The organism is Microbacterium sp. 18062 (genome assembly GCF_902706225.1).
Taxonomy (GTDB): Bacteria; Actinomycetota; Actinomycetes; order Actinomycetales; family Microbacteriaceae; genus Microbacterium.
This window is the reverse complement of record NZ_CACSKB010000009.1, coordinates 1-22958: the sequence shown is the minus strand read 5'-3', so window position 1 is coordinate 22958 and position 22958 is coordinate 1. Positions and strand designations below refer to the sequence as shown.

Here is a 22958-nt window from a genome sequence, read left to right as displayed (position 1 = left end):
CTGTAGCGGAGCATGTGCTCATCGGTGCAGCCCCTGCGCGATCGCGTTCGCGACGACGGCGATGACGTCGTCGGGCTCGAACATCACCTGGTGGTAGTCGAACCGCAGCACGGTGTAGCCGCGCAGGGCGAGGCGCGCATCGGCCCGGATGTCGCGACGACGGTCGCGGGCCTGATGATGCGCGAACCCGTCGAGCTGGACCACCAGGCGTTCGCCGATCAGGCCGTCGACGCGATGACCGTCGATGCTCACCTGTTGCGCGACGACCACGCCGATCGAGCGCATGAGCAGGACGAAGCGCGTCTCGATTCCGGAGTCGGACAGCGACGACGCCGTCGCCGCCAGCCCGCGCGCGACCTCGCAGCGCCAGTCCACACGAGCGAGCACGTCGGCGGCGACGTGCTTCTTGCGGATCGCGGACTCCCACACCGCGGCCGCATCGGGTCGCGGGATGCAGCGCGCGACGTGCAGGAGCACGTTGATGACCGGATCCTCGAGCGCGGTCGCGGCGACGGGCACCGGGCCCCGCGACCAATGGAGCCGGAGGCCGTCGCCACCGATCCGCGAGGCCGTGGGCGCCACTGCGACGTGGACGAGATCGCCGTGGACGGGCGTCCACAGACCTGCGCGGGACGCGGCGCTCAGACAGGTGAGCCGGCCGCCGGTCTCGGCTGCGCGGCGCAGCAGCGGATCGCACCCGGGCGTGGCCAGCCAGGATCTCCGGACGCGCTGCAGCATCCCCGTGTCCACCGCACGACGGATGCCGTGCACGGTGAACCCCGCGTCACGAACCGCTGTGACATGACAGATGCCGGCGCGCGCGTCCATCCATTCCCGTAGCTCGTCGAGCGATCGCATGTGTCCCACTCTGCGACCGCGCCGAATGCAGGAGTCGACGATCCCGCCGACCGGTGGACACGTGCAGGCCTACACGACCTGGGGAGAAGACGTCGATGCAAGCCAGAACCACGACGATGACCAGCACCAGCGCACGCGAGACAGGAGAAACCACGGAGACAGGATCATTGCGTGCCCATCGTCCTGTTCCCGGGCATATCTCCTGTCGACCCTCGACGCGACCTCACGCTCAGCCGAAGAGCGCGGCGGCCTCCTCGTACCGGTACAGCGGCACGGTGTTGAGCTCGCCCAGAGCCTCGGCGAAGGGCACCCGCACGATGTCGGTGCCGCGCAGCGAGACCATCTGGCCCCAGGCCTCCTCGACGATCGCGTCGGCCGCGTGCAGGCCCAGACGCGTCGCGAGCACGCGGTCGAAGCCGGACGGGGATCCGCCGCGCTGGATGTGGCCGAGGACCGTGGCGCGCGTCTCGATGCCGGTGATGCGCTCGATCTCCGGCGCGATCACCTCGCTGATGCCGCCCAGGCGCGGGCGGTTGAAGGCGTCGAGCCCCTTGTCGCTGAAGGCCTCCTCCATGCCCTTGAGCTTGAAGCCCTCCGACACGACGATCAGCGGCGCGCGTCCCCGGTCGTGCGCCTTCGACACCTGCTCGCAGATGTCGTCGATCGACATCGGCACCTCGGGGATGCAGATGACGTGCGCCCCCGCGGCGACGCCGGCGTGCAGCGCGATCCAGCCGACGTGGCGCCCCATGACCTCGGCGACCATGCACCGCTGATGCGAGTCGCCTGTGGTGCGGAGGCGGTCCATCGCGTCGGTGGCGATGTTGACCGCGGTGTCGAAGCCGAACGAGTAGTCGGTCGCACGCAGGTCGTTGTCGATCGTCTTCGGAACGCCCAGCACGTTGATGCCGTCGTTCGCGAGGCGGTTGGCCGCCGCCAGGGTGCCCTCGCCGCCGATCGCGATGATGCCGTCGATCCGGTGCCCGTACAACGTCTTCGCGATGTTCTCCGCGCCGCCGCGGGGACCCTCGTAGGGGTTCGTCCGACTGGTGCCGAGGATGGTGCCGCCGACCTTCGACAGACCCTTCACCTCATGGCGGGTCAACGGGAAGAAGTCGGCGTCGACGACGCCGCGCCACCCGTCGCGGACGCCGACGAACTCGAGGTCGTACGTCGTCGTGCCCTTGAGCACGACGCCGCGGATCACCGCGTTGAGGCCGGGGCAATCGCCGCCGCTGGTGAGGATGCCGATCTTCATGCTGGAGTCCCTGCTTTCCGGGTGATGGTGCTCCGGGGAATGGGGCGACGCTGCCTCCCCGACACTATCGCCCCGGGGCGGTCGCCGCATCCGGGCCGCCCGGCACAAATCCCTTCGGCGGGGCCTCGCGGTCGTCAGCCGCCGAGTGCGGTGCGCGTGAGGTGCATGAGCGCCGACAGCTGCACCGAGTCGCTCGAGCCCTCTTCGACCGTGTGCCCGTCGAGCGCGCGTAGCGACAGTCCCTGCTTCGAGTCGATGAGCTCGGCGATCTTCGTGTCGATCGTGTGCGCGGCGATGATGCGCCACGCGGTGACCGGCTCGTCCTGCCCGATGCGGTGCACGCGGTCGATGGCCTGCGTCTGCTCGGCCGCCGTCCACGACAGCTCGGCGAGCACGACGTTCGAGGCCGCCTGCATGTTCACGCCGACGCCGGCGGCCGTCAGCGAGCAGACCGCCACCGCGATCTCGGGGTCGGAGTTGAAGGCGTCGATGGCGTCCTGCCGCACGGTGGCGGACTGGTCTCCGCGCAGCGACACCGTCTTGAGCCCGGATGCGGCGAAGTGCGCCTCGGCCGCGTCCATCACGTCGATGTGCTTCGCGAAGAAGACGACCTTGCCGACCGAGCGCTGCAGCTGCACGGCGTAGTCCGCGGCGAGGTGCGCCTTGGCCTGGCCGATGCGGCGCACCATCGTGAACACGTTCTCGCTGCCGGATCCGGCGGCCTTCGACTCGTCGAGCTCGTGCTGGGCGACGAGACGCACGATGTCCTCGTCGATGTCGCCCGGCGCGAGTCCGCGGTCGCCGCGTGCGTCGAGGATGCGGCGGTAGCGCGCGGCGAGCCGTTCGCCCAGCTCGCGCTCGGCCTGGCGGATCGAGCGGCCGTACTCGTCGTCGAGCTCGACCGGCAGATCGGCGATGAGCTTGTCGGGCAGATCCGCCGCGACGTCGGTCTTGCGCCGCCGCACGATGCCCATCGAGATGACCGCGCTGCGCGCCTCGGGATAGAACGCCTTGTCGGCGGGGGTGAGTCCCGTGGCGTCGAGCTTCTCCATGAGCTCTGAGCCGGGCTTCTCGCCGTTGGTCCAGCCGAGGAACCGCCAGATCGCGTCGAAGTCCTCGACGTCGTTGATCAGCGGTGTGCCGGTGAGGGCGAGCAGGAGCGGGTCGCGCAGGCGTTCGCGGATGCGGCCGGCGAGTGCCAGCACGTTGCGCGACCGCTGCGAGGTGAGGTTCTTGATGAAGTGCGCCTCGTCGACGACCATGCCGGCGAGCCCGATCGAGCTCAGCCACGACAGGTGCCGGTCGAGCACCTCGTAGTTGACGATGAACACGTCGGCGAAGGCGTCGATGTCCTCGCCGTCGCCCTGGATGACGGTGGCCCGGCGCTGCGGGGTCCAGCGCTCGACCTCGCGCGCCCAGTTCATCTTCACGACGTTCGGCACGACGACCAGGAGCGGATACGCCCCCGCGACGGATGCGGCGAGCACCGACTCCGCCGTCTTGCCGAGGCCCGGCTCGTCGGCGAGCAGGAAGCTGCGGTGTCCTGCGCGCACGGCCTCGAGGAACCGCGACTGGTGCGGCATGACCTCGAGCCCCTTGGGCGACAGACGGTCGAACTCAGGGACGGGTGGCAGCTCCATCGTCGCCGCGCCCCCGCCCGCGCCGGTCTCGAACGCCTTGTACAGCGGGCCCATCAGCTCCCAGCCGTCGAGGCGGCGACGTGGGGACTGCGCGGGCGTGTGGACGGTGAGGTCCGGGGCGAGGAACGGGTTCGACAGCTGGCGCGCCTCGACCTGCGGGGGCAGCACCTGGCGGGCGGATGCGGCGGCGGGGACGACCGGGCCGGTGACGGGTGCGGCATCCGTGATGATCAGCTCGTCGGGAGCGAGCTCGGCGCCCGACTCGAGCAGCCAGTCGCGGCGCATGCGCCTCGCGACCGGCGACGTCGCCTGGTCGACCTCGAGCAGCTGGATGAGGGAGGTGTCGCGGGCCGCGGTCTTCGCGAGGATCGTCGCGACCCCGTCGAGACGCTTGAGCAGCTCGGCGCGGACGGCGTCGGTGAGCTCGGCATCGGCCTTGACCCGGGCGCGCTCCTCGCGCACCAGGAAGGCGATCACCTGGAACTTCACGCGGTTCGTCGGGCCGAGCTTGCCGCGCTGGGCCTTCGCCTCGACCTCGCGCACCTTGCGGGCGAGGATGGGGATGACGGGCGCCTCGTCGTCGCGTCGGGCGGACGAGGTCTTCCTGCGTCGCTGCGCGGTGTGCGCGGCGGGAGCCGTAGTCGGCATGCTCCTCCTGAGCGTCGGGTCCGAAAGGACCTGCGACCGGTGGTCAGAGTCCCGCGGGCGGCTCGGTGCCGGGACGGACGCGGGAAGATCGGGGGCGCGCGATGCGATGCGCGACCGGACCGATCGAGCCCAGTTTACGCCATCGCGACGCCCGTCGTCACCGCCTCAGCCCCAGAGGGTCGCGGCGATGTCCTCGGTGTACCCGTCGGGGAGCGCTCCGATCCACGCGGTCGCGACCCAGCCGTTGCCCCGCAGGAAGTGCGACTCGCCTCGGCCGTCGCCCCCCGATGATGTGCAGAGGATCCCCCCGACCGCGTCCGCGCACGTGAATCCGGCCGCCGCGAGCACGTCCTGCAGGCGCGGCACGTCATCGACCGCGAGGATCGACACGTTCGTCGACAGTCCGTTCTCGCTCGGCGTCCCCCACGAGCAGCGCAGCGTGGGCACGCCGGACTCGAGGAGCCCCAGCGCGGAGGCCACGTCGGTCGATGCCAGGGTGACTCCCGGATCGTTCAGGGGCGGCAGCGACGCGTCGAGCGTCGCCCGCATCTGAGCGGAGTACAGGGCCTCGCAGGAGGCGGGCAGGGATATCTCGGTGACCTGGGGACGGTCGGTCGGCGCCTCGGTCGCGTCCACGGTCGGCTCGCCGGTCGCCGTCGGCGCTCCCCCGCCGGTCGCCGTCGGGCTCGACGGGCTCGACGGGCTCGACGTCGACGCGGGCTCGGGAACGCAGGCCGCCAGCACGAGCACCGCCGCCGCGAGGGCCGCCGCCGCGGTCAGCGTACGGATGCGGGCGCGGGTCGTCGTCACAGTGTCCTCCGGGGGTCGTCGTCCTTCGACCCTAACCGTCGCCCGTGCCGGACGACCGAGGCGCGCGGCGTCGGCGAGCGTCAGCCCGCGCGACGCAGGCGAAGGCTGTTCAGCACCACGAAGACGCTCGAGAACGCCATCGCCGCGCCCGCGATCATCGGGTTCAGCAGGCCGAGCGCCGCGAGCGGCAGCGCCGCCACGTTGTACGCGAAGGCCCAGAACAGGTTCCCCCGGATGACGCGCATCACCCGGCGGCTGAGCCGGATGGCGGTCGCCGCCTGCCCCAGACGCGAACCGGTCAGCGTGATGTCACTGGCGTGGCGGGCGGCATCCGTCCCGCCGCCCATCGCGATCCCGAGGTCGGCCGTGGCGAGCGCGGCCGCGTCGTTGACGCCGTCGCCGACCATGGCGACCCGGCGGTCCCCCGCCTGCAGCCGGGCGACCTCGGCGACCTTGCCCTCGGGAGCGACCCCGGCGATCACGTCGTCGATCCCGACCTCGGCGGCGACCCGCCGGGCGACCGGTTCGGCGTCGCCGGTGACCAGCAGCACGTGCAGCCCGGCGGCGCGGAACGCCGCCACGGCCTCGGCGGCGTCCGGCCGGAGGGCGTCCGCGACGACGAACACGGCTCGCGCCCGCGGCGATCCCCCGGTCTCGGCCCAGCCGCCGACCACCGCTGTGCCCCCGTGCGCGTGCTCGCGCAGCGCCGCTGTCAGCGCGAAGGGGAGGATGACGCCCTGGGCCGCGGCGTACGCGGGGCTCCCGGCGAACGCGCGGCGTCCCTCGACGACGCCGCTGACGCCGCGACCCGGCTCCGCACGGAAATCCTCGACCCCGGGCGGATCCGCGATCGCGAGGGCGTGCGCGACCGGATGCTCCGAGCGCGCCTCGAGCGCGCCGACGATCCGACGCGCCTCGTCCTCGTCCACGCCGGGAGCGACGACGACCTCGGCGAGCGTCATCCGTCCGGCGGTCACCGTGCCGGTCTTGTCGAGCACGAGGGTGTCGATGCGGTCCGCGTTCTCGAGCGCGTCCGGCCCCGTGATGAGCACGCCGAGCTGCGCGCCGCGGCCGGTGCCGACGAGCACCGCGATCGGCGTCGCGAGGCCCAGCGCGCAGGGGCACGCGATGATCAGCACGGCGACCGCCGCGATGACCCCGTCTGCGACGGACTGTCCGGCGAGGATCCAGCCGACGAGGGTCGCGACGGCGAGCGCGATCACGATCGGCACGAAGACGCCGGAGATGCGGTCCGCGAGCCGCTGCACGCGGCTCTTGCCCAGCTGCGCGTTCTCGACGAGCCGGGAGATCTGTGCCAGCCGGGTGTCTGCGCCGACGGCCGTCGCCCGCACGGTGAGCGCGCCTCCGTGGGCGATGGTCCCTCCGGTGACCGCCGAGTCCGCGCGCACGTCGACGGGGGCGGACTCGCCGGTCAGCATGCTCTCGTCGACCGCGGCGGCGCCGGCGACGACGACGCCGTCGGTCGCGATCGTCTCGCCGGGCCGCACCTCGAACTCATCCCCCGCCCGCAGCTCGGCGACCGGGAGGCTCCGTCCGTCCGCCAGCCGCACCTCCGGCGCGACGAGCTCGCCGAGAGCGCGCAGCGCCGCCCCGGCCCGCCGCCGGGACCGCTGCTCGACGAACCTGCCGAGCAGAAGGAAGACGGTGACCGCGGCCGCGACCTCGAAGTAGACGAGGGATGTCGCATCGTGCGCGCGGCCGAAGAGCACGACCTCGTGGGTCATCCCGATCGTCCCCGCCGCTCCGAACAGCAGTGCCCAGGTGCTCCACGCGAACGCGGCGAACGTGCCGAGCGTGATGAGGGTGTCCATGGTCAGCGCACCGTGGCGCAGGTTCGCGAACGTGGCGCGGTGGAACGGCCATCCGCCCCACAGCACGATCGGCGCGGTGAGCACGAGCGACGCCCACTGCCACCCCGGGAACTGCCAGGCGGGCACCATTCCCAGCGCAACGACCGGAACGGCGAGCACGAGGCTCACGAGCAGCCGGGTGCGAAGGCTCGTCGCGCCCGGCACGTCCTGCGTCTCGTGCACGTGCCCGCCGTCGCTCGCCTCGTGATCGTGATCGGCGGAGGCGTGATCGTGCCCCGCGGAGGGGCCGGGGGTGAGGTCGCGGATCCGGGCGGTGTATCCCGCCTCGGCGACCGCGCCGACCAGCCGTGCGGCGTCGACCTCGGCCGGGAAGGTCACCCGTGCCGTCTCGGTGGCGAGGTTCACCGCGGCCGCGACGCCCGCGACCGACTGCAGGCGCTTCTCCACCCGCGCGACGCAGCTCGCGCAGGTCATCCCCATGATCTCGAGCACGGCCTCACGGGTGGCGGGGGTTTCGACGGTCACGGTCCCTCCTTCGTTCATCGTCTCGCAACATGATACCCCCCAGGGGTATTCCACGGCGGATCGGCGCCCACTGCCCGGCACGTCCCCTCGAGGAGCCGGGCACGATCTCCGCCGCCGTGCACGCCGGCGACGCCTGACCGTCGCCGGGCGCTCAGGCGGTGCGCTGCCAGCGCTCGAGACCGGTCGGGTCGTCGGTGATGATGCCGTCCACGCCGAGCTCGGTCACCTCGCTCCACTCGTCGTCGGAGTTCAGCGTGTAGACGGCGATGCGCACGCCGGCGTCGTGCAGCTCGGCGACGACCTCGGGCCGATCGAGCACCGCCCGACGACTCGCGATCACGCCGCGCACGCCCGCGGTCGACGCCGCCACGACGATGTCGTCCGGCAGCGTCCGGAGGATCATCATCCGCGGCAGCACCGTCGATGCCGCGCCCACCAGGGCGAGCGTGCGTGCGTCGAAGCTCGCGACCGTGATGCTCCGGTCGAGTCCACGCGCCTCGACGGCACCGACGACGGATGCCGCGGCCTCCGCATCCCACTCCCCTTTCAGCTCGACGAGCGCGCGGCCCTCCCGGACGACCACGAGGTCGAGGAACTCCTCGAAGCGGGGGATCCTCGTCCCGGCGTGGCTCGACGAGAACCAGGCACCTGCGTCGAGCCGGGCGAGCTCGGCCCACGTGAGATCCGCGACGGCGCCGGTGCCGTCGGTCGTCCGGTCGACCGTCGGGTCGTGCAGCAGCACCGGCACCCGGTCCCGAGAGAGCGCGACATCGACTTCGACATAGGCGAATCCGGCGTCGAACGCCGCGGCGACCGCGGGCAGCGTGTTCTCCGGCGCATCCACGGCGCCGCCGCGATGGCTCGCGACGAACGCCTGCTCGCCGGGACTGCGCACGGCTCCCAGCGCCTCGGTCGCGCCCACCGCTCGCGGCGTCGAGCCGAGCGCGGCCACGACCAGGGACGCCGCGACGAGCGTTCCCACCGTCAGCAGCGTCGGGATCCCATGGGGTGCCGGGGTCGATCGCATCGTGCCTCCTGGTCGTCACCATCGACGTCCAGACACCCTATCGCCCGGCGTTACCGTTTCGTTACCTCCGACGGAGGGCGTGTCGCCCGCCCTCCGTCAGGCGAGGACCCTGCGCACCTGCTCGACGTCGTCGGTCATCTGCCGCATCAACGTCCCGATGTCGTCGAAGGCGACCATCCCCCGGATGCGACGCACGAACTGCACCTCGACCTCGTGACCGTAGAGGTCCAGGTCGTGCTCGTCGAGGACGTAGGCCTCGACCTGGCGGGTGACGACGTCGCCGAAGGTCGGATTGGTGCCGACCGAGATCGCCGCCGGGTAGCGGATGCCGGAACGCAGGCCCGGCGCCTCGTCGATCAGCCATCCGGCGTACACGCCGTCAGCGGGGATGAACCCCTCCAGAGCCGGCGAGAGGTTCGCGGTCGGGAAGCCGAGCTCGCGCCCCCGTTTCGCGCCGTGCACGACCTCGCCCCACACCGACGGCGGACGCCCGAGCAGCTGCGCGGCGGACTGGACGTCGCCCGCCGCGACGAGCTCGCGCACCCAGGTCGACGAGACACGGCGACCTTCGTGGATGCCGCGGACCTCGTCGACCACGTCGACACGGAATCCGAACTCGGCACCGAGCTCACGAAGCGTCTCGGGCGTGCCGGTGCCGCCGCAGCCGAACCGGAAGTCGGTTCCGACGAGCACGGTCGACATGCCGAGCGGCCGCACGAGCACGTCGACCACGAACTCGCGCGGATCGAGCGCGGCGAGGCTCTCGTCGAAGGTCAGCACCATGGTCGCGTCGATGCCGGTCTCGGCGAGCAGGCGGAGCTTCTGCGTGATGCCGACGAGCTCCTCGGGCGACAGATCGGGGCGGAGCACGGCGAGCGGGTTCCGGTCGAACGTGACCGCGACCACCTTGGCGCCGCGGGCCGCCGCATCCACCTTGGCGCGCTCCAGGACGACACGATGACCGGCGTGCACGCCGTCGAACTTGCCGATCGCGACGACCGACGGCCCGAAGGCGGCCGGGACCTCTTCGGGACTGCGGAAGACGATCACCAGACGGACCTCTCGACGGGGGCGGGGGCCGGTGCGACGGGATCGGCGCCGGGGCGATGGGACAGGAGCCACGAGATGCCGACGAACGGCAGCACGAGCGGCACGAACACGTATCCCGAGCCGAACCACGACCAGACGGTCTCCTCGGGGAACAGATCGTGCCGGAAGAGGCTGTAGGAGCCCACGATCAGCACCCCCGCCAGCTCGAAGACGATCGCCGCCCAGGCGACGACGTACCATCCGCGCGATGCGGAGAAGACGAGCGCCAGCGTCGCCAGGATGTACACGACGGCGGAGACGGCCGAGAGGGTGAACGCCAACGGAGCGGTGTCGAAGCGCTCGACGATCTGCACGAGCGACCGCCCGGTGGCGGCCAGCGCGAGGACACCGTAGACGGCGACGAGGACGCGGCCGAGACCGGTGATCCGAGGGCGGTTCGCAGACGGCATGACAGGTCAATCATAGGTCGCAGGCACCGGGCGTCCGGGCCCGTTCAGGCCACCTGCACGGTCCAGATGGTGTGCATGCGCCAGAGCATCACCGCGACCGCAGCCGCGGCGATCCCCATGATGACGGTGCTCCACCTGCTGCGCTCCAGCAGCGCCCAGACGATCCCGGCGGGCAGCAGGAGCGCCGCCGAGACGAGATACACCCAGTACTCCAGCAGACTTCCGCTGGGCGGGTTGCCGGCGAACGGGGCGACCAGCGCCACGACGATCTGCACGATCAGGAGCACCTGGACGAGGGCGAGGGAGCCGACCGACAGGTCGCTGGGACGACGGCCCACGAGTCCCAGCACGACGCACAGGAGCGCCGCGGCCGCGGCGACCGCGACCTGGACGAGCGTGAGCCAGAGGATCATGCGCCGCACTCCGGCATGTTCATCGCGCTCTTGAGATCCGCGCCGCGCCGCTCCAGCACGCCGACGAGTCGTCCCTCCGGATCGACGGCCGCGACGGGGCCGGGGACGGTCCCGGACGCGGCGCCCACGAGCCTCTTGCCGTGGCGCAGATCGCGGGCCTGTGCGGCGTCGACGTCCAGACGCGGCATGACGCGGGACGCCGCGGTCGCCGGGTCGAGCAGTGCGGCCTCCGCGATGGCGTCGGTCGCCGCGGCCCGGGCGACGTCGAAGTCGCCGATCCTGGTGCGCCGGAGGGCCGTCAGATGACCGCCGACGCCGAGCGCGGCACCGAGGTCGCGGGCGAGGGCACGGATGTAGGTCCCGCTCGTGCAGTCCACGACCACGTCGAGGTCGATCGCCGTGCGATCGCGCCGGAGTGCGAGGACGTCGAACCTCGAGACCGTCACCGCGCGAGCCCGCAGCTCGACGCTCTCCCCCGCACGCGCGAGGTCGTACGCGCGGCGCCCGTCGACCTTGATCGCCGACACCGTGCTCGGCACCTGCGAGATGTCACCTCTCAGCGCCCCGACACCCGCCTCGATCGCGGCGTCCGCGACACCGGCGAGCGCCGTTGCGTCGGCGGTGTCGACGACCGTCCCCTCCGCGTCGTCGGTGTCGGTCGCAGACCCGAGCCGGATGGTGGCGAGATACGTCTTGTCGAGACCCACCAGGTACGTGAGCAGCCGCGTCGCAGGGCCGACGCCCAGAACCAGCAGGCCCGTCGCCATCGGGTCGAGGGTGCCCGCGTGCCCGACCCTGCGGGTTCCGAGCGCCCGCCTCGCACGAGCCACGACGTCGTGGCTCGTCATCCCGCCCGCTTTGTCCACGAGCAGGATGCCGGTCGAGGCATCCGCCTTCTTGTCACGCATCCTCCCAGCCTACGGCGGAGCCGACGCGGCTCCCGCCCGCATACGCTGTCGGGGTGCCCGATCTCGTCGCCCCGCTCACCACGTGGTTCCGCGTCCACGCGCGGGACCTGCCCTGGCGTGCGCCGGGGTACGGGGCGTGGGGCGTCCTGGTCAGCGAGTTCATGCTGCAGCAGACGCCGGTCGCCCGGGTGATCCCGCTTCTGGAGGCCTGGCTGGAGCGATGGCCGACGCCGACCGATCTCGCCGCGGCCGCCCCCGCGGAGGCCGTGCGGCACTGGGCGAACCTCGGATACCCGCGGCGGGCGCTGTGGCTGCATCGGGCCGCCGTTGAGATCCGCGACCGGCACGCCGGCGCGGTGCCGCGCGACGTCGACGCCCTGCTGGCGCTGACGGGCATCGGCGACTACACGGCACGGGCCGTGGCCGTCTTCGCCTACGGCGATCGGCACCCGGTCGTCGACACGAACACCCGGCGCGTGCTGGCACGCGCAGTGGACGGGCGTTCGCAGCCCGGCCCGCCCTCTCGCCGGGATCTCGAGGCTATGGCGGCGCTTCTGCCCGAGGACCGGAGCGAGGCCGCCGCCGTCAACGCCGCGGCGATGGAGCTCGGGGCCCTCGTGTGCACGGCGCGGGCACCGAGGTGCGACGCATGCCCGATCGCGCATGCGTGCGCGTGGCGTGCCGCGGGCTTTCCCGACACCGGCGACACCCGTCGCCGACAGGCGCGCTACGAGGGCAGCGACCGCCAGGCGCGAGGCGCGGTGCTGCGCGTTCTCCGGGATGCGACGGACCACGCGGCGCCCTGGGACTCGGTGATCCCGGACTGGGCGGATCCGCGACAACGCGACCGTGCGATCGACTCCCTCATCGCGGACGGCCTCGCCGAGGCGTCCGACGGGATGCTGCGCCTGCCGCGATGACCGGGACGGGTCTTCGACGATCCTCCCCGACCCGAACCCCGGCGCGCCTGCCGCCGGGGTTCGACCGTGGACCGATTCGCGGCGATCAATGCCCCGACAGGGAGGGCCACAGGGGTGCGGAGGCCGCGTCCTCGTTCTCGCGCAGTACGCGCAGCGTGTTGCCGCCCGCGAACGCGATGAGGTCCTCGCGACTCCAGCCCGCGTCACGCAACGCCGTCAGCAGCCTCGGGAAGGCCGAGACGTCCTCCAGCCCGACCGGCTGGTCGGGGCTGCCGTCGAAGTCGCTTCCGATTCCGACGTGCGCAATACCGACGACCTCGCGGAGATGCGATACATGACAGACGACATCATCGAGCGTCGCTACTGGGCGAGGATTACACCGAGCCCATTCGTCGAAGCTTCTCTCCGCCGCCGCGTGCGCCTCGATCGCTTCGCGCTCCGCGGCAGCGTGGGCCTCTCGATGCGCTTCGCCACTCACCCCGGGAACGGGCGTCGCCGGCCAGAGTCCTCGGCGCGGCGGCAGACCGAGTCGCAGGCGCTCCTCGCCCGCCCGGCCGTACCACGCCCCGACGTCGGCCGAGACGAAACCGGGGACGAACGTGACATGCGCGACGCCGCCATTCGCCGGCAACAGTTCCAAGACGTCATCGGGGGCGTTGCGCACGTGGTCGGTGACTCTCCGGGCGGATGAATGGCTGAAGACGACGGGGGACGTGCTCGAGGCCAGAGCGTCCCTCGCCGTGGTGTCGGCCACGTGCGAGACGTCGACGATCACGCCGATCCGATTCGACTCGGCGACGATCGCACGCCCAACCTCGCTCAGCCCGTCGCTACGTGGCGCGTCGGTGGCGGAATCGGCCCACGATGTGCTGCTGAAGTGTGTGAGTGTCAGATAGCGCACACCGAGACGCGCGAACACACGCAGCACTCCGAGCGACGTCGCGATCTGGTGCCCGCCCTCCACCGCGAGGAGCGAGGCGACACGTCCCGCCCCGTGGATCCGCCGCACGTCGTCGGCCGTATAGGCGAGCTCCAACGCATCCGGGTATGCGGCCACGAACCGATGGATCAGGTCGAGCTGTTCAAGGGCGTCGACCGTCGCCTCGGCCTCCGAACGTCCTGCAGGCACGGACGACGCCCAGAACTGCCCGCCGACGCCGCCGCGGTGCAGCCGTGGGATATCGGTCTGCAGCTCCGGCAGTTCGGTGTCGAGCGCAGCGGTACGGGACCCATGGTGTTTGCGCAGCACGAGCGCCCAGTCGTTGTGCGCGTCGACGAGCGGGTGCTCCGCCATCAGCGCGTCGATGTCGAGGGGGTGGTCGGTCATGTCGTTCTCCAGCGTCAGTCGTGTTCGGATGATCGTTCGCGGGACTCGCGGCTCCGCTCGGCAGCCGACGCAGCGTCTGCTCGTCGCGGGCGAGACGACGCTCGCCATCGGTGTTCGCCTGCGGCGAGCGCATTCATTCGGCAGCGGTCTTCCACGCGTCGTAGAACCGCGTCGAGGCTGTGCGTCGAGCCGGACGTCTCGCACCGTGTCCCGGAAGGAGAACACGAACGTGCGTTGCTCGATCGGCACCGCGTAGGCATTCTCGAGAATGATCCGCTGTGTCTCGGCGAGGATCTCGTCCCGCTCGGGACCGTTGGGCACACCCGGCTGACGGTCGAGCAGTTCATCGAGATCCGTGGACGTGTCGGTGAAGTTGCGTGTGGTCGGGTTCGTGAGAGATGTGGAGAACCAGCCCCGCAGCAGATCGGGATCCGCGCCGGTGTTCGCGTGCTGGAAGAAGTGGTATTCGCCCGAGTTCCATTCTTCCCCGATGTTCGCCGCCGAGGCGAGCGTCACCTGCAGGTCGATTCCGATCTTTGCGAGCTGCTGCGCCTGCAACTCAGCCGTGGCTTTCTGGTAGTCGAACACGACGCCGGAGATGACGAGCCTTTCGCCGTCCTTCTCCCGGATGCCGTCCTCGCCGGGCTCCCAACCGGACTCCTCGAGCAGGTCCTCCGCGCCGTCGGGATCATAGGCCAGGAGATCCCTGAGGTCTTCGAACCCGAGGATCGTCGACGACAGGATCGACGTCGCCGCGAGGCCGTACTCGCCGAACACGGTCTCCTGCAACTCCTGACGGTCGATGCCTTTGAGCACCGCGAGTCGCACGTTCTCGTCCCGGACCACGTCGAAGTTGTAGTTCCAGTCGAGGCTGGAGACGATGGCGGGATTGGGCCGGGTGATCGTCCAGTACGGGTCCGCGCCGAACGTCGCCTCCTGACCCTCCGAGGGCGTACGGATGCCGTCCACCTGGCCGCTCGAAAGCGCACCGTCCCGAACGCTGGCCTCGGTGACGATCTGCACCAGGACCTCGTCCAGGTAGGCCTCCCCGTCGTGCAGGGCGTATGGCGCGCCCCATCCGTAGTCGGCGCGCTTGGTCAGGAGCACCTCGGACGTGGGCGCATAGTGGTCAAGCACGAAGGGCCCGGTGCCGACCACCGCGCCCTGGCAGCGCTCCTCCGGGGCCGTGGTCAGAGTGGATTCGGAAACGATCCCGAGAGAGGGGCTCGAGACGGCCTGGACGAAGGGGAAGTTTGGCGCACTGAAACGAACCACCACGTCCTGTCCCTCGACGATCGACTCCACGTACGTCGAGAAGACTCCGACGACATAGCCGGCCTTCGCACCGAGGTCGTTCTTCACCGAATCGAAGTTGCCCTTCACGGTCTCGGGAGTGAGGGCGGTGCCGTCCGAGAAGGTCACCCCCTCGCGGATCGTGAACCGAAACTCGGTGCCGTCCTCGTTGGCCTCATACCCGGTGGCGAGCCATGGAGCGAACTCGAGGGTCTCGGCGTCCTGCTCCAGCAGGGAGTCCACGATGTTCCGGCCGAGGTCCAGGCTCCAGCTCGCGGCCTGCTGCGGATCGATACAGCCGGGATCGACATCGTGCGCGAACACGAGGGTGCCCCCGGACACGGGTGCGGTGCCATCGCCCGCAGATGGCGCGTCCGCGGGCTGCCCGCCGGCGCATCCGCCGAGGGCGAGTGCGCCCGTCAGAATGGTGAGGGCGATCGCGGGGCGTCGCCGAGTGCGGAGTGTCATGGGGATGGGACTTTCCTTTCCTCGTGGTGAAGTTCCTCGAACGGGGGTCGGGCGGAGCGCGAACGCGCCGGATCGGGGATGGCGGCCAGGAGCCGCCGTGTGTACTCAGATGCGGGCGCATCGAAGATCTGTGCGAGAGCGCCCTTCTCGACCACCTGCCCGGCACGCATGACGACGACCTCGTCGGCGATCTCGCCGGCCACGGCGAGATCGTGCGTGACGAAGAGGTATGTCAGTCCTCGCTCCGCCTGCAACTCGCGCAGCAGATGCAAGATCTGCGCCTGCACGGACACGTCGAGAGCCGACACCGGTTCGTCGAGCAGCAGCAGCTCGGGTTCGGCTGCCAGGGCGCGGGCGATCGCGACCCGTTGGCGCTGGCCTCCGGACAGCTCGGCAGGGCGACGTTCGACCAGCGCGGGAGACAGCAGCACAGCCTCCAGGAGCGCGACGACGCGATCGCCACGATCCGCACGATCGCCGATGCGGAACGCCTCGAGGGGTTCCGCCAGAATGCGCCCCACGGTGTAGCGCGGGTCAAGTGATGTGTACGGATTCTGGTAGACGTACTGAACGCGTCGCCGCAGGTCCTTGGCCCTCTCACGTCGCCACTCCTGTAGAGGCCGACCGTCGAACCGGATCTCACCGGCGCTCGGAGCGACCCATCCCGCGACGACTCGGGAGAGCGTCGTCTTGCCTGACCCGGATTCCCCCACCACCGCCACAGTGCGTCCGCGCCGGACCGTGAGATCGATATCCGTCAGCGCATCGATGACCCGTGTACGACCCAGGCGGTATCGCTTGGACAGCCCGGAGGCCTCGATGAGGGCAGGGGGCAGCGGCTCCTGCCTCCGTACGGTCTCGGGCGCGACGGCGCGCACCCAGCGCACGCTCGTGCTCGGTGCGGCCTCGAGCAGCGCTCGCGTGTAGGGCTCGCGCGGCTCACGGAAGAGCTGCGCGGCCGGACCCTGCTCGACGATCCGTCCGGCGCGCAGGACTATCACCCGATCCGCGCGTTCGGCGGCGACCCCCAGATCATGCGTGACGAGCAGCACAGAGGTGCGGTGCTCGGCGATCTGCCCGGCGAGAGCATCGAGAATCTGCTTCTGCACGATGACATCCAGCGCACTCGTCGGCTCGTCGGCGACGATGAGGGCCGGCCGGCAGGCCAGGGCAGCCGCGATCAACGCGCGCTGCCGCATCCCGCCGGAGAACTGGTGGGGATACTGGCGAGCCCGGAGCGCAGCATCCGGGATCCCCGCTTCATCGAGCAGCTCCACGGCTCGCCGAAGCGCCTGCGCGCGGTTCGACACACGGTGGTTGCGCAGCGCTTCGGCAACCTGCTCGCCCACACGCTTGACGGGATTGAGCGAGACGGTCGGATCCTGTGGCACGAATCCGATGCGGCGACCTCGGATCGTCTCGAGAACCCGATCGGATGCCGTCGCCAGATCCAGGCCTTCGAATCGGATCGCCCCGCCGTCGATCCCCGCAGCACCGTGAAGCAACCCGAGGATCGCATGAGCGATCGTGCTCTTACCGGACCCCGACTCTCCGACGAGCGCCAGCACCTCTCCGCGTCGCAGTTCGAACGCCACCTCGTCGACGGCACGCACCTCTGATCGACCCAGGCGGTAGGAGACCGTCAGATCCTCCACCGCGAGCAGTATCTCCTCGCTCATCCGTGCGTCTCGCTTCCGATGGCGGCCGCGACGCGGTTGGTGGAGAGCACGAGCGCCACCACGACCAGACCGGGCAACGTGATGAGCCACCATGACGTGGAGAGATGATTGCGCCCTTCCGCGATGAGGGAACCCCACTCCGGAGTCGGAGGCTGCGCTCCGTACCCGAGGAAGCTCAACGCCGACACCGCGAGCACCGCCGCACCGAACTCGATCACGGCCATGGCGAACACGGGACCCCAGGAGTTCGGCAGGATGTGACGCACGAGGATTCCCACAACACCCAGGCCCGACCCGGCCGCGGCCTCGATGTAGTCCACGTGGCGGATTCGCAGCACCTCGGCTCTCGTCACACGCGCGAAGCTCGCCACGGCGCCGACACCGACCGCGATCGCGACGTTGATCGTGCCGAAGCCCAAAGCCGCGATGATCGCCATCGACAGGAGCAGACCGGGGATGGCGAGCAGCACGTCCACGAATCGCGAGATGATCACGTCCGCGATCCCTCGCGCATAGCCCGCGATGATGCCGAGCGTCGATCCCACGACGACAGCGATCGCCACCGCGATCCCCGTGGCGACGAGCGACAGCGATGCCGCGTAGACCGTGCGGCTGTAGAGGTCGCGTCCCAGGTAGTCGGTGCCGAACCAGTACGTCGTGCTCGGCGGCAGCAGACGATCAGTGGGGATTCCCTCGTTTGGCGGGAACGTCGCGAACAGGCCGGGGGCGAATGCCCAGGCGAATGCGACGATCAGTATGAGCGCCGACACGACGAAACCCGGCGCGAGGAGCCGGGCGGGGAGCCGCCTCGCCCCCTTGCGGACATCGGCCGGTTCGGAGGACGTCGTCACCTCCAGCACGGATGCGGTCATGCGAGCACCTCCCTCGCGGGCGCCCGGAGTGAGACGCGAGGGTCGAGCACCGGATACAGAAGGTCGGTGACGAGATTCGCCAGCGCGAACACGCCGGCGGCGAGGATCACCACTCCCTGCACGACCGGCAGGTCCTGCGCCGTGACCGCGGTAAATGCCACCCGCCCGATCCCGACTCGCGAGAACACGGTCTCGGTGACGACGGAGCCGGCGAGGAGACCGCCGACGGTGACGGCCAGCAGAGTCACGCTCGGCAGCAACGCGTTCTTGGCCACATGCCGGAAGAGCACGTCGACGCGGCGCGTGCCCCTCGCACGCGCCGCGTCGACGAACGGCTGACGACCCGCATGATCGAGTCCCTGGGCGAACACCTTGGCCAACGCTGCGGAGGTCGGAATGGCAAGCGTGACGGCGGGAAGCACGAGACTCGCGAGGCCTGCGTTGCCGATGGCCGGGAAGAGCGGAAGCCGGAAGGAGAACAGCTGCAGCAGAGTGAGCCCGATCCAGAAGGTCGGCACCGATACGCCGAGAGGAGGGAGGGACAGAATTGTCTGCCTCAGCCGCGGGCTGCGCGTGTACGCTGCCGCGAACGCGATCCCCGCAGCGGCCGCGATGGCCAGCGTGAGTGCCGTGAGCGTCAGGATCAGGGTCTCGGGAAGCGCGCCCAGGAGCGTCCCGACGACAGAAGCGCCCGTCTGGATCGAGACCCCGAGGTCCCCGCGCAGCACATTCCCCAACTGCACGAAGTACTGCACGTGCGCTGGCTGATCGAGTCCGTAGTGCTGACGCAACCGCTCGATCTCGGCCGGATCGATGTACGTCTCGGTGCCCAGGAGCACCGTCACGGCGTCACCCGGCAGCACGTACAGGATGATGAAGCTCACTGTGAACGCCGCCCAGAGCACGAAGAGCGCTTGTCCGAGACGACCCAGCGCGTACCGCGGAAGTCCACTCATGACGCCGTCCGAGCGAGCACGGCACCCGGTCTGCTGCTGGCCAACGCATGGAAACGGGCGAGCAGCCCGTCGGACAGCACGTCGATGCTGTCCACGACACCGGCACGGTCAGCGTCGCCGAAGGCGACCGGAAGCTCGGTGCAGCCCAGGATGACGGCGTCGAGCCGCTCCTCGTCGCGAAAGCGCGCCACAAGGTCGCGGAACTCCTGCTGACGCGCCGGCGTCTCTCTGCCTGTGTAGACGTCGACGATGTGCTCGGAGACCTCCGCCGTGAGTGCGCGGGATGCGGCGATCAGCTCTGTCACCACGCCGACGGGATCGTAGAGCCCCAGATCGAGCGTGCTTTGCGTAGCGAGAAGGCCGACGCGCCGGTAGCCGTCGCGAACGACCACTTCGGCCACATGCTCGGGAATTCGCTCGACTTTCGCATCTGTCGCCGCCTCGACGGCAGGCAGCAGCAGATGAGCCGTATTGCACACCAGTCCGATGACCACTGCACCGGAATCCACGAGCACCCGGGTCGCCCTCGTGAGCGCGTCGACCGCTGCCGCCCGGTCGGGCCCGGGTTCCGTGAAGTGGCCGACCCTCGTCGAGAAGTGCACGATCTCGGGGAAAACGTCGGCACGCCCCTCGGCGACCGCCAGCGTGGCCCTGTCGACGAGCACGCGGTGCAGACGAGCGCTCGCCTGGGGACCGATGCCGCCCAGCACCCCGATCACCGTGCGTTCCGGGGGAATCGCCGATCCGGTCGGGTGGGTCACGCCTGTCATGCTGTCCTCGGTCACGATCGATCAGTTTGATGTATACATAGGCATGTTTACATACGAGAAAGACCGCGCCTCAGCCGATTTCACACCGTTTCTGTTTGCTGCGCGACGTGACGAGACGATTTGCGCACGCCGCGCGACGTGATCCGATCCCCCGGCGGATCCTCATCGACGGCGGACAGCAGCGTCTCACATGACGATCCAGAGCACGCGGATGCTCGCGCCGGCCCTGAGGGAGTATCCCCGTGCCGTCGTCGGCCTATGCCTCAGAGTCGTCGGGGCGCGGCTTGACGTACGGGTCTGCATCGCCCGCATGGTTCGCGTTCGCCGCGAGACCCGCCACGGTCTGGTCGCGTTCGCGCGCCTCTCGGAGGAGCTCCTCGATGTGCCCGGCGTTCTCGGGGATCCCGTCGGGGATGAACTCGAGCGTCGGGGTGAGGCGGATGCCGAGCTGGCGCCCGACGTCGCTGCGCAGCATGCCGGTCGCCGCTGCGAGGGCCGCGGCGGAGTCCAGACGCTCCTGCTCGGTGCCGAGCACGGTGTAGAACACCGACGCGTGCTGCAGGTCGCCGGTCACCCGCACGTCGGTGATGGTCACGAAACCGAGGCGCGGGTCGCGCAGCCCCTTCTCGAGTCGCTCCGCGATCAGCACGCGGATGCGGTCCGCGAGACGTGCCTGACGTTCGCTGGCCATGGGCTGCTCCTTACTACTTTCCCATCAGGATGATGACGGAGGTCACGGTGGAGGCGGAGGTGACGGATGCCTCTGAGGCGATCGGGGTAGGCCCCGCTCTTGCCGAAGAGGCATCCGTCACCGCGGCCGGAGACGCGACGGGCGCAAGATCAGCCGCGCGGCTTCTCCACAAGCTCGGTCGTCTCGATCTCGTCGCCGATGCGGATGTCGTTGTACTTGCCGAGTCCGATACCGGCCTCGAAGTCCGTGCGGACCTCGGTGACGTCGTCCTTGAAGCGACGCAGTGACTCGATGGTCAGGCCATCGGCGATGACGACGCCATCGCGGATGACGCGGGCCTTCGCGTTGCGCGTGATCGTGCCGCTGCGGACGATGACGCCGGCGATGTTGCCGAACTTGGAGGAGCGGAACACCTCCCGGATCTCGGCCACACCCGACTGGACCTCTTCGTACTCCGGCTTGAGCAGGCCCTTCAGCGACTGCTCGACATCGTCGATCGCGTTGTAGATCACCGAGTAGAACCGGACGTCCACACCCTCGCGAGCCGCGCGCTCGCGCGCCTTCGCGTCGGGACGGACGTTGAACCCGATGACGATCGCGTTGTCGATCGTCGCGAGGTTGATGTCCGACTCGGTGATGGCGCCGACACCGCGGTGGATGATGCGCAGCTGGACGGAGTCGTCGACCTCGATCTTGAGCAGCGATTCCTCGAGCGCCTCGACGGCACCCGACACGTCGCCCTTGATGATGAGGTTGAGCGACTCGACCTTGCCCTCTTCGAGAGCGCGGGTGAAGTCCTCGAGCGAGATGCGCTTGCGTGCCTTGGCCAGGGCGGCGTTGCGCTCCGCAGCCTCGCGCTTCTCGGCGATCTGACGCGCCATTCGGTCCTCGTCGGTGACGATGAAGACGTCGCCGGCGCGCGGCACGGAGTTCAGACCCTGCACCTGCACCGGACGCGAGGGCCATGCCTCTTCGACGGCGTCGCCGTTCTCGTCGATCATGGCGCGGACGCGGCCGTACGCGGTGCCGGCGACGATCGCGTCGCCGACGCGCAGCGTCCCGGACTGGATGAGCACCGTCGCGACCGAGCCGCGGCCCTTGTCGAGCTTCGCCTCGATGGCCACACCGCGCGCCGCCTTGTTCGGGTTCGCCGTGAGGTCGAGTCCCGCGTCGGCGGTGAGCAGCACCGCGTCCAGAAGCTCCTGGATGCCGATGTTGTTGCGCGCCGAGACGTCGACGAAGATGACCTCGCCGCCGTACTCCTCGGCGACCAGACCGTACTCGGTCAGCTGCTGACGCACCTTGGCGGGGTTCGCGTCGGGCTTGTCGATCTTGTTGACTGCGACCACGATCGGCACGTTCGCCGCCTGGGCGTGGTTCAGCGCCTCGACCGTCTGCGGCATGATGCCGTCGTCGGCGGCGACCACGAGGATCGCCAGGTCGGTCACCTGCGCACCGCGGGCACGCATGGCGGTGAACGCCTCGTGACCGGGGGTGTCGATGAAGGTGATGGCGCGGTCGATGCCGTCGTGCTCGGTCCAGACCTGGTACGCACCGATGTGCTGGGTGATGCCGCCAGCCTCGCCCGCGACCACGTTGGTCTGGCGGATGGCGTCGAGCAGTCGGGTCTTACCGTGGTCGACGTGGCCCATGACGGTCACGACCGGCGGCCGGATCTCGAGGTCCTCTTCGCTCTCGGCCTCGAGCTCGGCGTCGAGGTTGAGACCGAAGCCCTCGAGGAGCTCCTTGTCCTCGTCCTCGGGCGAGACCATCTGGATCTTGTAGCCGAGCTCGGCGCCCAGCACCTCGAAGGTGGCCTCGTCGAGCGACTCGGTCGCCGTCGCCATCTCGCCGAGGTTGAAGAGGATGGTCACGAGCGTGCCGGGCTGCACGGTGTAGCCGGCGATCGCCTCGATCTTGTCGGCGAAGTCCGCGATCGACGCGCCTCGGCGCATCCGGATGATCTGGCCGTTGCCCTTCTGGACGTTGACGCCGCCGACGACCGGCGCCGACCGCATCTCGAACTCCTGCCGCTTCGCCCGCCGCGACTTGCGCTGCTTGGACTTGCCGCCGCCCTTGCCGAATGCACCCGCGGTGCCACCGCCGGGACCGCGACCGCGACCGCCGCCGCCGCCGGGACGACCGGCGAAACCGCCGCCGGGAGCCCCACCGGGCGCGCCGGGACGCTGGAAGCCGCCGGCGCCGCCGGGACGACCGGGGCCGCCGGGACGCTGCTGGAAGGGAGCACCGGGACGACCGCCGCCGCCGGGACGACCGGCACCGCCGGGACGGGGGGCACCGGGACGGGGGGCACCCGGCCGCGGAGCCTGCGGACGCGGGATGTTGCCGGGCGTCGGGCGCTGACCCATGCCCTGCGTGCTCGCGAACGGGTTGTTGCCCGGACGCGGGCCGGCGGGACGCTGGCCCATGCCCTGCGCGCTCGCGAACGGATTGTTGCCCGGACGCGGGGAACCGCCGGGGCGCGGCGGTTGCGGGGTCGCACCGCCGGGCTGCGGGGCGGCGGCGTCCGGACTCGGCGATGCCGGAGCCTCCTGCGCGCTGTC

At 70.5% G+C, this 22958-nt stretch carries 18 protein-coding genes; 1 reads left to right on the top strand and 17 read right to left on the bottom strand.

Annotated elements, in window-relative coordinates:
• Positions 1-18 precede the first annotated feature (18 nt).
• The 10 genes from GVL03_RS05060 to truB all read right to left on the bottom strand — a co-directional run bounded on the left by GVL03_RS05060 (position 19) and on the right by truB (position 11418).
• The gene (locus tag GVL03_RS05060; RefSeq protein ID WP_159499908.1) at positions 19-858 is read right to left on the bottom strand and encodes an endonuclease domain-containing protein; all 840 of its coding nucleotides are present in this window, start codon (positions 856-858) and stop codon (positions 19-21) included.
• Positions 859-1087: 229 nt separating this feature from the next.
• On the bottom strand, positions 1088-2116 hold the full coding sequence (locus tag GVL03_RS05055; RefSeq protein WP_159499907.1) for a 6-phosphofructokinase: 1029 nt from the start codon (positions 2114-2116) through the stop codon (positions 1088-1090).
• A gap of 134 nt (positions 2117-2250) precedes the next feature.
• Positions 2251-4404: a DEAD/DEAH box helicase gene (locus tag GVL03_RS05050; RefSeq protein WP_159499906.1), complete on the bottom strand. Its 2154-nt coding sequence runs from the start codon at positions 4402-4404 to the stop codon at positions 2251-2253.
• Positions 4405-4569: 165 nt separating this feature from the next.
• Positions 4570-5214 carry a hypothetical protein gene (locus GVL03_RS05045; protein ID WP_159499905.1) on the bottom strand — a complete coding sequence of 215 codons (645 nt, stop codon included), beginning with the start codon at positions 5212-5214 and terminating at the stop codon, positions 4570-4572.
• 80 nt (positions 5215-5294) lie between these two features.
• Positions 5295-7571: a cation-translocating P-type ATPase gene (locus tag GVL03_RS05040; RefSeq protein ID WP_306770312.1), complete on the bottom strand. Its 2277-nt coding sequence runs from the start codon at positions 7569-7571 to the stop codon at positions 5295-5297.
• A gap of 151 nt (positions 7572-7722) precedes the next feature.
• A complete protein-coding gene (locus tag GVL03_RS05035) occupies positions 7723-8598 on the bottom strand; it encodes a glycerophosphodiester phosphodiesterase family protein (RefSeq protein WP_159499903.1) in 876 nt (291 codons plus the stop codon).
• A 96-nt stretch (positions 8599-8694) separates the two neighbouring features.
• The gene (locus GVL03_RS05030; protein WP_159499902.1) at positions 8695-9648 is read right to left on the bottom strand and encodes a bifunctional riboflavin kinase/FAD synthetase; all 954 of its coding nucleotides are present in this window, start codon (positions 9646-9648) and stop codon (positions 8695-8697) included.
• Positions 9645-10097, bottom strand: a complete 453-nt coding sequence (locus tag GVL03_RS05025; protein ID WP_159499901.1) for a hypothetical protein — start codon at positions 10095-10097, stop codon at positions 9645-9647. Before GVL03_RS05025 ends, GVL03_RS05030 begins: the two co-directional genes overlap by 4 nt.
• A gap of 44 nt (positions 10098-10141) precedes the next feature.
• Complete coding sequence (locus GVL03_RS05020; RefSeq protein ID WP_159499900.1) at positions 10142-10510, bottom strand: hypothetical protein; 369 nt, start codon at positions 10508-10510, stop codon at positions 10142-10144.
• Complete coding sequence (gene truB, locus GVL03_RS05015) at positions 10507-11418, bottom strand: tRNA pseudouridine(55) synthase TruB (RefSeq protein ID WP_159499899.1); 912 nt, start codon at positions 11416-11418, stop codon at positions 10507-10509. The genes GVL03_RS05020 and truB overlap by 4 nt, the downstream gene beginning before the upstream one ends.
• Positions 11419-11471: 53 nt before the next feature.
• On the opposite strand from truB, the gene GVL03_RS05010 reads away from it, so the two are divergent.
• Positions 11472-12338 (top strand): A/G-specific adenine glycosylase, encoded by an 867-nt coding sequence (locus GVL03_RS05010; protein ID WP_159499898.1) that lies wholly within the window; start codon positions 11472-11474, stop codon positions 12336-12338.
• 85 nt (positions 12339-12423) lie between these two features.
• Here the strand turns inward: GVL03_RS05010 and GVL03_RS05005 are convergent, their stop codons facing one another.
• The 7 genes from GVL03_RS05005 to infB all read right to left on the bottom strand — a co-directional run.
• Complete coding sequence (locus GVL03_RS05005) at positions 12424-15426, bottom strand: membrane dipeptidase (protein WP_159499897.1); 3003 nt, start codon at positions 15424-15426, stop codon at positions 12424-12426.
• Complete coding sequence (locus tag GVL03_RS05000; protein ID WP_159499896.1) at positions 15423-17105, bottom strand: ABC transporter ATP-binding protein; 1683 nt, start codon at positions 17103-17105, stop codon at positions 15423-15425. The genes GVL03_RS05005 and GVL03_RS05000 overlap by 4 nt, the downstream gene beginning before the upstream one ends.
• Complete coding sequence (locus tag GVL03_RS04995; RefSeq protein ID WP_159499895.1) at positions 17102-17977, bottom strand: ABC transporter permease; 876 nt, start codon at positions 17975-17977, stop codon at positions 17102-17104. The genes GVL03_RS05000 and GVL03_RS04995 overlap by 4 nt, the downstream gene beginning before the upstream one ends.
• On the bottom strand, positions 17974-18933 hold the full coding sequence (locus tag GVL03_RS04990) for an ABC transporter permease (RefSeq protein ID WP_159499894.1): 960 nt from the start codon (positions 18931-18933) through the stop codon (positions 17974-17976). Before GVL03_RS04990 ends, GVL03_RS04995 begins: the two co-directional genes overlap by 4 nt.
• Positions 18930-19694: an aspartate/glutamate racemase family protein gene (locus tag GVL03_RS04985; RefSeq protein WP_159499893.1), complete on the bottom strand. Its 765-nt coding sequence runs from the start codon at positions 19692-19694 to the stop codon at positions 18930-18932. Before GVL03_RS04985 ends, GVL03_RS04990 begins: the two co-directional genes overlap by 4 nt.
• Before the next feature lie 265 nt (positions 19695-19959).
• Entirely contained in the window at positions 19960-20394 is a 435-nt protein-coding gene (gene rbfA / locus GVL03_RS04980; RefSeq protein ID WP_159499892.1) for a 30S ribosome-binding factor RbfA, read from the bottom strand.
• Between the two features lie 149 nt (positions 20395-20543).
• Positions 20544-22958: translation initiation factor IF-2 (gene infB, locus GVL03_RS04975; protein WP_159499891.1), on the bottom strand; the 2415-nt coding region annotated here is incomplete at its 5' end.